8 protein-coding genes are annotated in these 16,716 nt (G+C 71.5%); 6 read left to right on the top strand and 2 right to left on the bottom strand.

What is annotated here, in order from left to right; translation table 11 throughout:
- Window positions 1-4: 4 nt before the first annotated feature.
- A complete protein-coding gene (locus ACH4TG_RS06400; protein WP_398241004.1) occupies window positions 5-1,147 on the bottom strand; it encodes a globin domain-containing protein in 1,143 nt (380 codons plus the stop codon).
- A gap of 1,026 nt (window positions 1,148-2,173) precedes the next feature.
- Here ACH4TG_RS06400 and ACH4TG_RS06395 point away from each other — a divergent pair.
- From ACH4TG_RS06395 to ACH4TG_RS06380, 4 genes are all read left to right on the top strand, one after another.
- On the top strand, window positions 2,174-6,712 hold the full coding sequence (locus ACH4TG_RS06395; protein ID WP_398241003.1) for a DUF6531 domain-containing protein: 4,539 nt from the start codon (window positions 2,174-2,176) through the stop codon (window positions 6,710-6,712).
- Window positions 6,713-6,726: 14 nt separating this feature from the next.
- Window positions 6,727-7,074, top strand: a complete 348-nt coding sequence (locus tag ACH4TG_RS06390; protein WP_398241002.1) for a hypothetical protein — start codon at window positions 6,727-6,729, stop codon at window positions 7,072-7,074.
- Window positions 7,075-7,274: 200 nt separating this feature from the next.
- On the top strand, window positions 7,275-8,567 hold the full coding sequence (locus ACH4TG_RS06385; RefSeq protein WP_398241001.1) for a PQQ-binding-like beta-propeller repeat protein: 1,293 nt from the start codon (window positions 7,275-7,277) through the stop codon (window positions 8,565-8,567).
- A gap of 98 nt (window positions 8,568-8,665) precedes the next feature.
- Window positions 8,666-9,145 (top strand): VOC family protein, encoded by a 480-nt coding sequence (locus ACH4TG_RS06380; RefSeq protein ID WP_398241000.1) that lies wholly within the window; start codon window positions 8,666-8,668, stop codon window positions 9,143-9,145.
- 55 nt (window positions 9,146-9,200) lie between these two features.
- Here the strand turns inward: ACH4TG_RS06380 and ACH4TG_RS06375 are convergent, their stop codons facing one another.
- Window positions 9,201-10,460, bottom strand: coding sequence for a chitinase (locus tag ACH4TG_RS06375; protein ID WP_398240999.1), 1,260 nt, complete (start codon window positions 10,458-10,460; stop codon window positions 9,201-9,203).
- Between the two features lie 412 nt (window positions 10,461-10,872).
- Between ACH4TG_RS06375 and ACH4TG_RS06370 the strand changes: the two genes are divergently transcribed.
- Window positions 10,873-15,459, top strand: a complete 4,587-nt coding sequence (locus tag ACH4TG_RS06370) for a DUF6531 domain-containing protein (RefSeq protein ID WP_398240998.1) — start codon at window positions 10,873-10,875, stop codon at window positions 15,457-15,459.
- A gap of 2 nt (window positions 15,460-15,461) precedes the next feature.
- Entirely contained in the window at window positions 15,462-16,427 is a 966-nt protein-coding gene (locus tag ACH4TG_RS06365; RefSeq protein ID WP_398240997.1) for an SUKH-3 domain-containing protein, read from the top strand.
- Window positions 16,428-16,716 lie beyond the last annotated feature (289 nt).

The raw sequence follows: 16,716 nt of genomic DNA, 5'->3' as shown, positions 1-16,716 counted from the left end.
ACGCTCACTCGGGGTCCTGATCGCTGGTGCGCCGGGGCCGCAGGGCCGCCTCCAGCGCGGGGACGTCGAAGGGATCGAAGTGGATCCGGTCCTGGGGGATGCCCTGCCGGGCCAGGGTGTTGACGGCCTGGGTGACCATGTCGACCGGGCCGGACAGGAACGCCTCGTGCTGGTACCAGGGCCCGAACTCGCCCAGGACCTGGGGCAGTGAGCCCTCCAGCCCGGCGATGCGCTCGTGCGAGACCGCGGCCCGTACCGAGAGCCAGTGATGGCGCTGGGACATCCGGAGCATGTCGTCGAGACCGTAGAGTTCCTCGGCCGTGCGGGCGCCGACGAACACGTCCACGAACCGCTGCATCCCGTTGCGGGCGGCCTGTTCGACCAGCGCGCGGATCGGGGCCATGCCCGTTCCGCCGGCGACGCACACCAAGTTCCGGTCGCTGTAGGGGTCCAGGGTCATGTCGCCCTGCGTGGGCCCGAGTCGCACCACGTCACCGGGCCGGGCGCTGTACACCAGGGCCCGGCTGACCTGGCCCCTGGTGATCGCGCGGACGTGGAAGGTGACGGTGTTGTCCGAACGCGGGGCGTGCGCGGGCGAGTAGTAGCGCCAGGCCCTCGGCCGCCAGGGCGTCTCCATGCTCGCGTACTGGCCCGCCGTATAGGGGTAGGGGGCGTCGGGCCGCACGGTGATCTCGGCGATGCCGTGCCCGCGGGGCACATGGCCGATGACCTCGGCCTGCCAGACCGCGGGCCGGCTGCGGGCGTCCTCGTCGGCCGCGTGCATCATGACCTGGGCCACGATGCCGTAGCCGTGGCTCCACGCGGCGGCCACTTCCGGGCTCCACGCCTCGCCGGCGTAGCGGGCCAGGGCGTCGAGCAGGCACTCGCCCACGGCGGGGTAATGGCCGTGCAGTGCCCCGAACTTGCGGTGGTCCCGGCCCAGCCGGGTGCAGAACCGTACGAGATTGTCCGGATCGTCGACCAAGTCCACGATCCGCAGCAGCCCGCGCAGCAGGCGGTCGCGCTGGGTGTCCATGTTCTCGGGGAACAGGGCGCGCACCTGCGGATAGCGCGTGAACAGGATGGCGTAGAAGTACACGGTCATCTCGGCGGCGACCGGTGCGACCACGGACACGCTGGCCCGCATCCGCGTGATTTCGTCGTTCGTCAGCGGTGCGAGCCTCGGCAGCGGTCTGGGCGGCCCGGGTGGTCCGGGGTGCCCGGCCGACTGCGGATCGGGGGGTGCTGACGCGCTTGCCTGTCCTGATACCGACGGGGAGGGATCAGTGCCCGCCTTGCCCGAGCGTCTATTGCCTCCCAGCGGAGAACGTGGGGATATTTTCACCGGGTACCGCGCAGTTCACAGGGAATCATCATCAGCGCAAAGGGAAAGTCGTGGTCGGGGCGGTGGGGCCTACTGGCCACCGTCGCCACACTGAAATGGGGACTTTCGGGGAGAGGTCGTTGACGGCGTGCTATCCGCTTGTCGAGAGTGGGGTTCGGACAGGTCGGACGCCTGGTCAGGGCGACTTACCGACCGCGTGAGGCGGCCGTCCGACCGCCGCGGAGCAGCAAAGCTGACGTGCGGTCATACGGTCACGCGATCATGCGAGAGGCGATTCGACATGGACGGCAGGCCCCTCGGATCCCCGCCGTCCGGTACCGGCCGACAAGGACGCGTTCACCCTAATACAAAAACTTCACACGTCAACCGCAGGATGTGCGCAGCGTTCAACCGATCTCCAATGATCAGGACCCGTCAGTTTGCCGCCGCTCGCGATCAGCTGAGCGCACGACCGGCCCAGAAGCGTCCCGAATCGACCGAGAAAGCGCCGCACCAACGTACTTCGGCGGCCGGAAGCCGATTTCGCCGGTGATCTGCCGTCTTATGCGCCCATCGGAAGCGAGGTCGATCCGGCGGAATCAGAAACCGGTGGCGTAGCCGTAATGCAGAATTAGTTGACCAATTTACCGGAGTGAAAGTGATGTGTCCTGGTAAATCTGGATAACCCGGGCGATTCGCGGCATGGAGCGCCCGGGGTGTGCCGCGTGGCGATCCGCGAGGTGCGGGTCGAACGATCTTCACGCGTCTGACGAGGCTCTGCGAGGATGGACAGGACCAGCAGGCTTATCGGGGGAGGCAGCGGTCATGGGCAGGCCGACGGATTGGCATGTGCTGGATCTGGATCGGGATCCGGTGCCGGGGGAGCCGTACGAGGTCAAGGAACTCGCCCGCAAACTGGGGGCGTTCGCCGATGACGTGGCCAGCGCCCTGCGCTCCGTGCGCGGTCTGAACGGCGACACCGTCATCCAGGAATGGGCCGGCCTGTCCGGTGACGAGTACCGCACCCAGTTCGGTGACCTGCCCGGCGAGTTGGACAAGCTGGAACGCTCCTACCGCCTGGCGTCAGGTGCTTTGGACGACTACTGGCCGCAGTTGGAGACCGCGCAGGCCGACGCCGACCGCGCCCTGTCCCAAGGCCGCCAGGCCCGCGCCGACCTGGACACCGCGAAAGGTCAACTGACCAACGCCGACGCCTGGGTGAAACGCGCCCAGGACAAGTCCAAGGAGTACCAGCAAGACCCCAAGCCCGGCGTCCCCCCACCCTCGGAGCAGGACGTCCGCGACGCCGCCCGCAACGCCACCGACGCCGGCAACGCCCACAACACCGCCTCCGCCGCCGTCCACGACGCCCAGTCCCGTCTCGACGCCGCCAAGGAGTTGGCGGCGCAGGCCGCCGGGATCCGCGACACCGCCGCCTCCAAGGCCGAACACGCCCTGCACGAAGCCTCCGACGCCGGTATCCACAACAAGCACTGGTGGGAGAAGGCGGTCGACTGGGTCGCCGACCACTGGGACGACATCGTCGCCGCCTGCAAGATCATCGTCGCCGTCCTCGGCATCGTCGTCATGATCATCGGCGGACCACTCGCCTGGCTCGTCCTCGCCGCCGCCGTCATCGTCCTCGCCGACACCGTCATGAAATACCTACAAGGCAAAGCCTCCCTGTGGGACGTCATGTTCGCTGCGCTGGACTGCATACCGATGTTCAAGGGCCTCACCACCGCCGGCGGCCTCCTCAAAATGGCCCGCGAACTCCCCACCCTCATCAAATCCGGCAAGGCCCTGGAGAACATCGCCAACTCCGTCCGCAAGGGCGCCACCGCGATACGGGACGCCGGCCGCACGATCAAGAGTCTGTTCACCTCCGGCGACCCCATCGACATGGCCACGGGCGAGATGGTCATGTCCGCCACCGACGTACGCCTCCCGGGCATCCTGTCGCTGGTCCTCGAACGCCACCACCGCTCCGGCTTCCGTGACGGCGGCTGGTTCGGACCGACCTGGGCCTCCACCCTCGACCAGCGGCTCCTGGTGGACGACCAGGGGGTGCGGTTCCCGACCGCCGACGGCATGACCCTCTACTACCCGATACCGCAGCCGGACACCCCGGTCCTGCCGGTCGAGGGCCCCCGCTGGCCGCTGACCTGGGACGGGACGGCCGCCGGCCCCATGACCGTGGCGCAGCCCGAAACGGGTCTGGTGCTCCACTTCCGCCCCGTCCCCGGCCGGCCCTCCGCCGGGCTGCCCCTCGCCGCGATCACCGACCGGCACGTGAACCGCGTCGACTTCTCCTACGACCCGGCCGGCAGGCCCACGGAGGTCGTCCACTCGGGCGGCTACCGCATCGCCGTCACCACCGACGACGACCGGATCACCGCTCTGCACCTGGCCTCCGCCGGCGACGCGCCCCGCCTCCTGTCCTACCGCTACACGGACGGCCACCTCACGGCGGTCACCGACTCCTCCGGTGTGCCCTTGGCCTTCGCCTACGACCGGGCCGGGCGGATCACCGGCTGGCAGGACCGCAACGGGACGGCGTACACCTACACGTACGACGACGAGGGGCGCTGCGTCCGCACCGGCGGCAGCGACGGCATCCTCGCCTATGCCTACGCGTACGACGCCGCCACGCACACCACCGTGGCCACCGACTCCCTCGGTGCCAGGACGACCTACGAGTTCAACGACGCGCGCCAACTGCTGCGGGAGACCGATCACTTCGGACACACGACCACGTCGGAGTGGGACCGCCACGACCGGCTGCTGAGCCGCACGGACGCGCTGGGACGCACCACCCGCCACGTCTACGACGCACACGGGCGTTGCACGGAGATCATCTATCCCGACGGTTCCACCGCCGGCATCGCCTACGACGGCAGCGGTCTTCCCGTCTCGGCGACCGACCCGGACGGCGCCCAGGTCAGCCAGCGGTTCGACTCCCACGGGAACCTTCTGGCGACGACGGACGCAAGCGGTGCCACCACGGTCTACACGTACGACGAACGCGGTGGCCTGACCGCGGTGACGGATCCCCTCGGCGCGACGCGCACGGTGCGCACCGACGCGGCGGGCCTGCCGGTGTCGGTCGTCGACGCCAGAGGCAGGGAGTCGACGTACGGGCGCGATGCCTTCGGCAGGGTGGCGGAGGCCACCGACCACACGGGACAGGTGATCAGGACCGGCTGGTCGACCGAGGGCCGGCCGCTGTGGCGGGAGCGCCCGGACGGCTCGACGGAGCGGTGGGAGTACGACGCCGAGGGCGATGTGGTCGCGTACCACGACCCGGCGGGCGGCGTGCACCGCTTCGCGATGACGCACTTCAACCTGCCGGCCGAGCGGACGGCGCCCGACGGTTCGCGGCTGCGCTACACCTACGACACCGAGTTGCGGCTGACCGAGGTACGCAACGACAAGGATCTGGCCTGGTCCTACGCGTACGACGCGGTGGGCAACCTGATCGGCGAGACGGACTTCAACGGGCGTCAGCGCTCGTTCCGTTACGACGCCGCCCGGCAGCTCACGGATCGCCTCGACACCCGGGGGCAGGCGGTCCGCTACCAGCGGGACTCGGGCGGCCGGGTCACCGAACTGGTCACGCCGGACGGCACCTCGACGTTCGCGTACTCCCCCACCGGACGGATGCTGCGTGCGGAGAACTCCGCGGGGGTCGTGGAGTTCGGCTACGACGCCGGCGGCCGCCTCGTCACCGAGAGCTGCAACGGCGCGACGGTGAGCAGCCGTTACGACGCCATGGGCCGCCGGATCGCACGGTTGACGCCGACCGGTGTCGAAAGCGTGTGGACCTACGACGACGAGCACCGGCCCACGGGTCTGAACATGCCCGGCGGCGCCCTCGACTTCGCCTATGACGACAACGGCCGCGAGATCGTCCGGCGCCTGGGGGAGACGGCCCGGCTGCGGCAGGACTGGGATCCGGCCGGGCGGCTGAGCGCGCAGGACATCATCGGCTCGTCCCACGGGCAGACGCTCCAGGAGCGCCGGTTCGCCTACCGGCCCGACGGCTACCCCACGGAGATCGTCGAACGGCCCGGCGGCACCCACCGGTTCACGCTGGACCCCGTCGGCCGGATCACCGGCGTGGACGGCGATCCGCGCGGCGAGCAGCCGGCCCCCCTCACGGTGGAGGGGTCCCGGGTGGTGCGTTCCGGGCGCGTCCACTACGCCTACGACGAGCAGGGCCGGGTGACCACCAAGACCCGGGCGCTGCTGTCCGGCGGCCGGCTGCGCTGGCGGTTCCAGTGGGACGCGGAGGACCGGCTCCGATCGGTGACGGGCCCTGACGGCACGGTCGCCGAGTACGCCTACGACGCGCTGGGGCGACGCACGTCCAAACGTCTGCTCCGGACTGACGGCACCACGGCGGACGAGATCCGCTTCATATGGGACGGGGAGGTCCTCGCCGAGCAGGTCCGCGTACCGGCCGGGGGGCAGGACTCCGGCGAGGCGGCGATCACCTGGGAGTACCTGCTGGGCGAAGGGGCCCGGCCGGTCGCGCAGTTGCACCGCCGGCGCGGCGCCGCGGAGGCGTCACGGGAAGCCGACCTGTCGCAGGACGACGTCGACCGCCTGTTCCTGGCCATCGTCAACGATCTCGCCGGAGCGCCGAGCGAGATGGTGGGGCCGGGCGGGGACATCGTCTGGCGGCGCGGCGGCACGCCCTGGCGGCCGGAGGAACCGGAGGCCGCGCCGCGCGACGGCGTCGACTGCCCGCTGCGCAGTCCCGGCCGGTACCGCGATGACGAGACCGGGCTCGACTACAACTACCACCGCTACTTCGACCCGGAGACGGGACGCTACCTCAGCCCCGACCCCCTCGGTCTGGCTCCCGGCCCGGACGAGTACGCCGACGTCGTCAACCCGACCGTGCTGGCCGACCCGCTCGGCCTGTCCCCGTGCTCCTCGATCATCAACGTCTTCCGCGGCCCGTCCCAGGGCCTTCCCGGCGGCCAGCTCGGCGCCCCGATCAGCATCCGGCAGCTGCGCATGGCCCTGGGCCGGGCGGACATGTCGGTGAGCCGCTACGACATCGTCCACGTGCCGGAGATCCACACCCCGACCGGACTGGCCTTCGGCAACAGTCCCCATTCCGTCGCGGGCCTGCCCGAGTTGGGCCCGCGCGGTCTGCCGCTGATCCAGATCTCGGACATCGGCCTGCGCAGCATGGACGAGGGCGTCGCCACCGTCTTCCACGAGATCTACCACCACGAGCAGTTCCGGCTGTCGCTGAACTCCAAGCCGCTCTGGGGGGAGACCATCGCCCCGAGCCACATCTGGGGCGGTACCGAGGACGCGGCCGAGGAGTACGGCCAACGTATGCTGGGGGTGTTCAAGTCCAGGACAGGCTGACCGAAGGGCGATCGGTGCGCGAGTTCGACGCGGAGCAGGTGCAGCAGCTGCTGTCCGGGCCGAAGTTCACCGACGAGCCGACCGAACGCCGGTGCCCTGCCTGCGGCGCCCAGGCGGTGCGGACGTACGTCCACCGCCGCGTGGGCCCCCACCGCACCGTCCGGATCACCTACATGTGGTGCGCGAACTGCCGGCGGCACAAGGGCTGGACGGGGCCCGACGCGGGGCCCGCCTTCGACGACCCCCTGCTCCGGCTCCCCGAAGCGGCCCGGGCGGACCTCCTGCGCGACCTGGAGGCCCTCTTCGCCCGCCTCGACGAACTCTGGGACGCGGGGCAGCTGCCCCAGACGTTCCAGCCCTGAGCCGCACCGACCCGGAGCGGACCCCCCCCGCCGCCGCGCCGCCCGGCGGAGGAGGCGCGAAATTGGTCAAGTGTTCGAAAACCGCGCTCGGTTGACGCACCCCTCGGCAACCATGGTGGGCGGAAGGCGGGCCCCGATCCTCGGGGACGGCCCGCACTGCGCGCATCGCCGGCGCGATGCCGGATGAGGGGGGAACCTGAGTGAACACGCGGAGAGCCACCGCCGTCCTGTTAGGCGCGGCACTGCTGGTCGCGGCGCTCGTGACGCCGGCCGGTGCGCAGCCGGTACACACCGGGGCCTCGACGACCTACCAGGTCGACGCACGGCACGCCGGGAGTCTCGTCGACACCGCGGTGGGCGCGCCGCCGCTCGGCCGGAAGTGGTCGCGCGACCTGGGCGGGGACGTCTCCTACCCCGTCGTGGCCGGCGGGCGGGTCTTCGCCACCGCCGTCTCCCCGAGCGGCCACAGCACCACCCTCTACGCCCTCGACGCGGCCACCGGCGAGAACGCCTGGGCGCCCGTCGACCTCGGCAGCACCCGCCCGTGGTCCGCGCTCGCCTACGGCGGCGGCCGGCTGTACGCCCAGACCTACGACGGCGTGCTGACCGCGTTCGACCCGGCCACCGGGGCGAAGATCTGGACCGTGACGCTGCCGTGGCAGTCCTCCTTCACCTCGCCGCCCACGTTCGCCGGCGGCGTGGTGTACACCGGCGGCGCCGGCTCGGGCGGCACCGTGTACGCGGTGGATGCCGCCCGCGGTGCGCTGCTCTGGACCCAGTCCGTCGCGAACGGGGACGACAGCTCGCCGGCCGTCACCGCCAAGGGGGTCTACGTCTCCTACGCCTGCGAGCAGACCTACGCCTTCGACCCCAGGTCCGGCAGCCCCCTGTGGCACCACCGGACGGACTGCTCCGGAGGGGGCGGCCGCACCCCGGTCGTCGCCGACGGCGGTGTCTGGATCCGGGACGGCGCCGGGATGGCCCCGTCGGTCCTCAGGACCGGGACCGGGAGGGTCCGCAGCACGTACGACGCCGGCCCGGCACCGGCCTTCGACGGCCTCCAGGGCTACTTCGTCGACGGCGGAGTCCTCCGGGAGCGCTACACCCCCACCCTGGCCACCCGCTGGACGTTCCAGGGCGACGGCCGGATCAGCACGGCACCGATCGTCGTCAACGGCTACGTCTACGTCGGCTCCCGGAACGGCCTGCTGTGGGCGCTCGACGGCGCGACCGGCCGGTCCGTCTGGTCCACCGACGTCGGCGCGCCGATCGACGGCCCCGACGAGCAGAACGTGTCCCAGCCGCTGACCGGTCTCGGCGCGGGCGGCGGCCTCGTGGTGGTCCCGGCCACCCACCTGCTGGTCGCCTACGGCCACCGGGCAGCGGGGGTCGCCTGCGGGCCGACCTGCGGCGGCGGCGGCCGGGACCACCCGTCCTGGCCCGGGTCGTCGCCGACGGCACTGCACCGGCCACCTGCGGCTCGGGGTCGCTGAGACGGCCGAGGGTCCGCAGGCGCGGCGGGCCGGGGGCGCCTAGGTTGGGGCGAGGGAGGGGGTGACCCACGCCTGGACGCTGCCCGGGAGGCACGGACATGACCGAGGACCGGCCGTACATCGACTACGAGAACCTTCCGGCTCCGCAGGAAGGCTTCGTGGCCACCCTGTTCATCACCGTCCGCAGCGTCGCGCGCTCGCGCGACTTCTACTCCAAGGTGCTGGGCGGCACGGTCGTGCTCGAGGAGAACCCGTGCATGGTGAAGCTCGCCAACACATGGATCCTGATGAACCCCGGCGGCCCGCCCACGCCTGACAAGCCCGACATCAGCGTCGTCGACTACGAGCCGGGCGGCACCACGTCCATCTTCCTCAACCTGCGCGTCGCCGACATCGACGCCTGCTACCGCCTGTGGAGCGAGCGCGGCGCGCAGTTCGTCACGCCGCCGATCGACCGCGGGGCGGAGACCCGCTGCTACATGCGCGACCCCGACGGCTACCTCATCGAGGTCGGCCAGTCCACGGGCCTGCTCTCCGGCCACCTGGCCGCGAAGCGCCCCGAGGACCTTCCCGGCTGAGGCCTGGCCCCCGGACGTGGGGGCCAGGCCGTGGGACGGTGCGGGGGGCAGGGGGTCAGCAGGCGCCGAGGTCCTGCCAGACGCCCCATTCGCCGGTGGTGCCGGGCTCCTCGCCCTGCGTCCACCACTTGGCCTTCCAGTTGTGGCCGTTCCACGAGACGGTCTGGCCGCCGGTGTAGATCTGCGAGGAGCTCCAGGACGCTGTGGTGCAGGTCCCGCCGCCTCCGGTGGTGCCGCCGGTCGTCGTGCCGCCCGTGGTCGTCCCACCGGTCGTGCCACCGGTGGTCGTGCCCCCGGTCGTGGTGCCGCCGGTCGTCCCGCCCGACGTGCCGCCCGAGCCGCCCGCGAACTTCAGGAACGTGTCGGTGAACGCCAGGCTGTTCTGGCTGATCTCGCTGCACGTGGGCAGGGAGTTGGCGGTGCCGCTGCACGGCTGGTCGCGGTTGACCGACCAGAACGCCAGCCGGCCGACGCCGTTCTGCGCGGCGAAGGTCTCCACCGTCTGGGCGTCCGCCAGGGTGAACGTCGAACCGTCGTCGTTCTTGCCGATCATCGGGGTGATGCCGAGGTTGGCGTAGCTGTAGCCGGAGTCGACGGACTGCATCTGGGCGAGCGTGGCCTGGGCCGCGGAGACCGAGCCCTGGCCCATCTCGGTGCCGGTGCCCGCGTAGAAGTCCATGGTCATGATGTTGACCACGTCGATCTTGACGCCCGCGGTCTTGGCGGCCTTGATGATGTTCACACCGTCGTTGGTCAGCCCGCTCGTCAGGACCGGCAGCGTCACGGAGAACTTGAGGTTCGGGTTGGACGCCTTGAGGTCCTTCATCGCCTGCATCTGGCGCGCCGCGGCGGCCGTGTCGGCGATCGCGGCGCCCTCGATGTCGAAGTCCAGCTGGGTGACGCCGTAGTCGTTGATGAGGGCCTGGTACCCGGCGTCGATGGAACTCTGCGTCGAGCAGGTCCAGGCGAGCGGCAGGCCGCTCGCGCCGCCGGACGAGATGATGACGGAGGCGCCCTCGGACTTCGCCTTCGCGATCAGCGGGTCGGTGAAGGAGTCGTTGCCGATGGGAAGGGTGTCGCCCCAGATCTGGTTGCAGCCCGAGCCGAGCACGAAGGCGGCCGTGTAGGACTTGAGCCCGTGGCCGGTGATGGCCGTGTCGAGCATGCCTTCCTGGCTGTTCGACATGTCGACGTAGGGGGCGACGGCGTAGACGTCGGTCGCCGCGGCGTTGCCGGCGGGGGCCAGGACGATGACCGCGCCGGCGGTCGAGAGCGTGAGCGCGACGGCGGAAGCCGCCCATTTCGCAAGGCGCATGAAAGCCCCTCAAGCGTGAAGTGGTGGGGGGAAGCGTGCGTGCATCTCGGGCCTGAGTTGGTACGTACCAAACCGCGCGCGGGCGCACCCCGTCAAGAGGACTAGACCAACTTTCCCGGTTCCTCCACGTCTCCGGCGACACGGACGCAGGGCCCGGCCGTGGTGCGGCCGGGCCCTGCGCGGTTGACCTGACGGGGAGTTCGGGCCCCTGTCAGGTCAGGTCCCATCACTTCTGCCGTACCGGAACCGGCGCCCGTGGATCAGCCGTCCCAGCCCATGAGTGCGGCGCGTGTCGCGGACCGGCGGGCCTGTGCGCCCAGGACCCGCGGGCCGAACAGACAGTCCTCGCCCCACCGCTGCGCTCTGCGAGGATGAGCGGGACCGGCAGGCTGAATCGGGGGAGGCAGCGGTCATGGGCAGGCCGACGGATTGGCATGTGCTGGATCTGGACCGGGATCCGGTGCCGGGGGAGCCGTACGAGGTCAGGGAACTCGCCCGCAAACTGGGGGCGTTCGCCGATGATGTGGCCAGCGCCCTGCGGTCGGTGCGCGGTCTGAACGGCGACACCGTCATCCAGGAATGGGCCGGCCTGTCCGGTGACGAGTACCGCACCCAGTTCGGTGACCTGCCCGGCGAGTTGGACAAGCTGGAACGCTCGTACCGCCTGGCGTCGGGTGCGTTGGACGACTACTGGCCGCAGTTGGAGACCGCGCAGGCCGACGCCGACCGCGCCCTGTCCCAAGGCCGCCAGGCCCGCGCCGACCTGGACACCGCGAAAGGTCAACTCACCAACGCCGACGCCTGGGTGAAACGCGCCCAGGACAAGTCCAAGGAGTACCAGCAAGACCCGAAGCCGGGAGTGCCGCCGCCGTCGGAGCAGGACGTCCGCGACGCCGCCCGCAACGCCACCGACGCCAGCAGCGCCCACAACACCGCCTCCGCCGCCGTCCACGACGCCCAGTCCCGTCTGGACGCGGCCAAGGAACTCGCCGCGCAGGCCGCCGGGATCCGCGACACCGCCGCGTCCAAGGCCGAACACGCCCTGCACCAGGCATCCGACGCCGGTATCCACAACAAGCACTGGTGGGAGAAGGCGGTCGACTGGGTCGCCGACCACTGGGACGACATCGTCGCCGCCTGCAAGATCATCGTCGCCGTCCTCGGCATCGTCGTCATGATCATCGGCGGACCACTCGCCTGGCTCGTCCTCGCCGCCGCCGTCATCGTCCTCGCCGACACCGTCATGAAGTACCTACAAGGCAAAGCCTCCCTGTGGGACGTCATGTTCGCCGCGCTGGACTGCATACCGATGTTCAAGGGCCTCACCACCGCCGGCGGCCTCCTCAAAATGGCCCGCGAACTCCCCACCCTCATCAAATCCGGCAAGGCCCTGGAGAACATCGCCAACTCCGTCCGCAAGGGCGCAACCGCGCTGCGCGACACCGGCCGGGACATCAAGAAGCTCGTCACCTGCGGCGACCCCGTCGACGTCGCCTCCGGTGACCTCGTCATGTCGGCGACCGACGTCGAACTGCCGGGAGTGCTACCCCTGGTGCTGGAGCGCCACCACCGCTCCAGCTTCCGTGACGGGCAGTGGTTCGGCGCCTCCTGGTCGTCCACCCTCGACCAGTGCCTGCGCCTGGACGACCAGGGCGTCCTGTTCACCACCGCCGACGGCATGACCCTGTACTACCCGATCCCGGCGCCGGGGGTCCCCGTCATGCCCGCCGAGGGCCCGCGGTGGCCGCTCGCCTGGGACGGCATACCCGGCGGCGCGATGAGCGTCACCCACCCCGAGACCGGCCACGTCACCCACTTCGGGTCCGCGGGCGGCGCCTCGGCGGTGCTGCGGCTCGTGGCCGTGACCGACCGCAGCGGCAACCGGATCGACGTCGCCTACGACGCGGACGGCGTTCCCTCGGAGGTCACCCATGCGGGCGGCTACCGCGTGGGCGTCGACCGCGCGGGCATGCGCATCGGCGGCTTCCGCCTGCTGAGCCACCCCGAGCAGCCGTCCCTGGTGTCCTACGCCTACGACGGCTCCGGGAACCTCGCCGGCATCACCAACTCCTCCGGCACACCACTGACGTTCCGGTACGACGACGACCATCGCATCCTCGGGTGGGAGGACCGCAACTCCACCTGGTACCGCTACGAGTACGACCCGCGCGGCCGAGTGGTCTTCTCGACCGGCACCGACCGGCTCCTGGAGTACCGCTACACCTACGACGACGCCAACCGGCGGACCATCGCGACCAATTCGGCCGGGCACGCGACGACGTACCAGTTCAACGAGTACTTCCAGCTCGTCACCGAGACGGACCCGCTCGGGCACACGACGACCCGCACCTGGGACCGCTACGACCGGGTCCAGTCGCGTACCGACGCGCTCGGGCACACGACCCGCTACCTCTATGACGACGAGGGCTTCCCGCTGGCCGTCGTCCGCCCGGACGGGTCCACGACCCGTGCGGAGAACGGCCGTTACGGGCTGCCCGTGACGATGACGCAGGCGGACGGCCACGTCTGGCGCATGGAGTACGACGACGCCGGCAACCTGACCGGCGAGACGGACCCCACCGGTGCCCGCGTCTCCTACGGCTACGCCGAAGGCGGCGCGCTGTGCGCGGTCACCGACGCCGCGGGGCGGACGGCCCGGATCGACACCGACGCCACGGGCATGCCGGTGGCCATGACGGACGCCGAGGGCGGCGTCACCCGCTTCGAACGCGACGCGTTCGGCCGCCTGGTGGCGCAGACCGGCCCGTCGGGGGATGTCACCCGCTTCACCTGGAACACCGAGGGGCAGCTCAGCGAGCGGATCCTGCCGGACGGATCCGTCGAGCGCCGGAGCTACGACGGCGAGGGGAACCTCGTCGCCTCCCAGGACGCGAGCGGCCAGGTCACCCGCTTCGAGTACGCGGGATTCGACAAGCCCGCCGCCCGGATCGATCCCGACGGGTCGCGGCTGGAGTTCGCGTACGACGGTGAGCTGCGCGTCACTTCGGTGACCAACCAGCTGGGGTCCTCCTGGAGTTACACGTACGACGAGGCCGGCCGCTTGGTCCACGAGGAGGACTTCACCGGGCGCGCCCAGCTGTACCGGTACGACGCGGCGGGGCGCCTCGTCGAGCAGGTCAACGGTGCCGGCCAGTCCACCGCGTACGTGCGCGACGTGCACGGCAAGGTCGTCGAGCAGCGCACCGGCGACAGCGTCACGACGTACGCCTACGACCAGGTCGGCCAGGTCGTGCACGTACGCGGCCGGGACGCCGAACTGTCCTACGAGCGAGACGCGTTGGGCCGGGTCCTGGCCGAGACGTGCAACGGCGCGACGCTGCGCACGGCGTACGACGCGCTCGGCCGGCGCGTCCGCCGGGTCACGCCCTCGGGGGCCGAGAGCGTCTGGGACTACGACGACCGCGACCGGCCGGTGGCGCTCCGCACGGCCGGCCGGACCGTCACGTTCGGCTACGACGCCGCGGGCCGCGAGATCGAGCGCCGGGCGGGCGCCGCCGCGCTGGCCCAGACCTGGGACTCCAACGGCAGGTTGAGCACCCAGACGCTCACCGCCGCGGGTCGCGCCGGCTCCCCCGAACCCCGGCGCGTCCAGCACCGGACCTACCGCTACCGGTCCGACGGCGTCGTCGCCGCCGTCGGCGATCTGGTGGCCGGGAACCGGACGTTCGACCTGGACAGCACCGGGCGCGTCACCGGCGTGCAGGCCGCCACGTGGACCGAGCAGTACGCCTACGACGCGGCGGGCACCCTCACGCAGGGGCAGTGGCAGGAGTCGTCCTCGGCGCAGCAACCGCCCGCCGGTGCTGCGCAGCGGGCCACGACGGACGTGCACTACGAGTACGACGCGCAGGGGCGGGTCGTCCTCCGGCGCCGCAAGCGGCTGTCCCGCAAGGCGGACCTCTGGCGGTACACGTGGGACGGCGAGGACCGGCTGGTCGGCGTCGTCACCCCCGACGGCACGCACTGGACGTACCGCTACGACGCCTACGGCCGCCGCATCGCCAAGGAGCGCCTGGCGCCGGACGGCGAGAGCGTCGTGGAGACGACGCTGTTCGCCTGGGACGGCTTCGTCCTCGCCGAGCAGACGACGTCGGCGCCCGGCGCGGCTGCCCGGTGCACGACATGGGACTGGGAGCAGGACCGGTTCAGCCCGGTCACGCAGATCGAGCGCACGCTCCGGGACGAGGGTTCGCTCCCGGACGAGAGTTCGCAGGAGTGGGTCGACCGGGAGTTCTACTCGATCGTCACCGACGTCGTCGGCACGCCGACCGAACTCGTGGACGAGCACGGTGCGTTGGCCTGGCATGCGCGCACGACGCTGTGGGGTGCCGGGCTCGGCGGGTCCGGCGGGTCCGGCGAAGGTTCCGCGCACTGCCCGTTGCGCTTCCCCGGCCAGTACCACGATCCCGAGTCGGCGCTGCACTACAACTACCAGCGCCACTACGACCCGGAGACCGGCCAGTACGTGTCCCTGGACCCGCTCGGTCTGGCGCCCGGCCCCAACCCCCGTGCGTACGTGCCGAATCCGCTGTCCGCGGTGGACCCGCTCGGTCTCGCGCCCGACTGCGAGCGGGCCCTTCAGGCCGCCAAGGACCGGGCGAACGCGGAGCAGGCGCGCCCTGGCGCCAACAAGAACACCCGGCCCACCAGCGCGGCCGGCTTCAAGCCCAAGGACTACGACGGGACGTTCGACGGCGCGAGCATCAAGGGCGGCGGCGACCACGACCTGCACCCGGACATCCAGGCGGCGTACGACCGCGTGCCGCCGGAGTCGCGGGCGCCCAACAACCAGCATGCGCGGTGCGGCGAGCCGGAGGCCCTGTCGGACGCCGTGCGGGCGGGCGTGGATCCGCGCGGCGGGACCATGGCGTCCGTGGAGGTCCGCGCGGCCGGGAACCCGAAGCACGGGGTGCCCAAGCCGCCCTGCTCGTCGTGTCAGCATGTACTCGATCAACTCGACATCACGGCGGTGACCTAGACATGAGTGACCGGACCCGGCCTGCGGAGTGGTCGGAGCTGACCGACCGGGTGCTGCGGGCGGCCGCCTGGTACCCGGGGCGTGCGGTGCCGCTGGACCGCTGGGAGGCGGCGCTCCGGGCCTGCGGTTTCGCCCTGCACGAGGCGGCGGCGCGGTTCCTCGAGGAGTTCGGCGGGCTGCGGACCGACACGTGGACGCCCGGTCCGCTCATGCCGCAGTCGCCGTTCCGGTTCGACGCGGGTGCGGTCGACGGCGGTGCGGTCGACGGCGGGCGATTCGGCCGGTTCCGCGCGGAGTTGGGGACCGGAGCGTGCCCCGTCGGGCTCGCCGACAGCGGCGACAGCGTCCTCGTCATGACCGCCGACGGTGCCGTGCACATCGTCGCGGAGCACACGGAGCCCCTGGCCGGCGACGCGTACACGGCGATCGAGAAGCTCGTCGTGGAACGCCGCACCGACGCGCCGCTGCCGTTCGTCCTCGACGGCGACCGGCTGGTGTTCCCGCACACCCCGGAGCAGGACGGCCGGGCGGAGATCGGCACGCGCTGGTCGGCCGAGACCGACTGGCTGCTGCGCCGGTCCGGCTGGCACCCCGGTCGCGCCGTCCCCACCGCGGACTGGGAGCGCCGCCTCCAGGAGGACGACGAGAGCTTCGCCATGCACGACGCGGCGCGGCGGTTCCTCGGCGAGTTCGGCGGGCTGGAGATCGTCCAGCGGGGGCCGGGCCGGACGGCGGCCCGTTCGCCCTTCCGCCTCGATCCCCTGGTGGCCCTCTACGAGGCCGAGATCTTCGACGACCTCAGCGAGCAGGCGGGGGAGCCGCTCTATCCTCTCGGTGCGGTCGACGGCGGAGCCGGCTACCTCTGCATGGCGCCCGGCGGTTCGGTGTTCACCGGCATGGACGACGCCGGCCTGCTGGCCGGGTCCGGGGACGAGGCGCTGAACAAGCTGATCGAGGGCATCGCCTGAGGGCTCCCCTCGACGCGGCCGGGGAGGAGGAGCAGCGGATGGACGTCGCTTTCGCCGTGGCGCACGCACCGCCGCCCTCGGGCCTCGGCCTCGGCCACATGACCGTGCGCGGCTCCGGCGGGTCGGCCACCTCGCGCGGCCACCGGACGGGCCGGAGCAGGATGATCCACCTGTCGCTGTCGCTCCTGCTGGACGGGCTGCGGACGTTGCAGGGGCGCGGCCGGGGCTCCTGCTCCTTCGGAGCTGTCGGCTCCTCGTTCGCGCCGCACTTGCGTCTCGCGAAGGACGG

This window comes from Streptomyces sp. NPDC020917 (assembly GCF_044333795.1).
Classification (GTDB): Bacteria; Actinomycetota; Actinomycetes; order Streptomycetales; family Streptomycetaceae; genus Actinacidiphila.
Note: the sequence above shows the minus strand (reverse complement) of the source record. Positions and strands in the feature narration are given on the sequence as shown.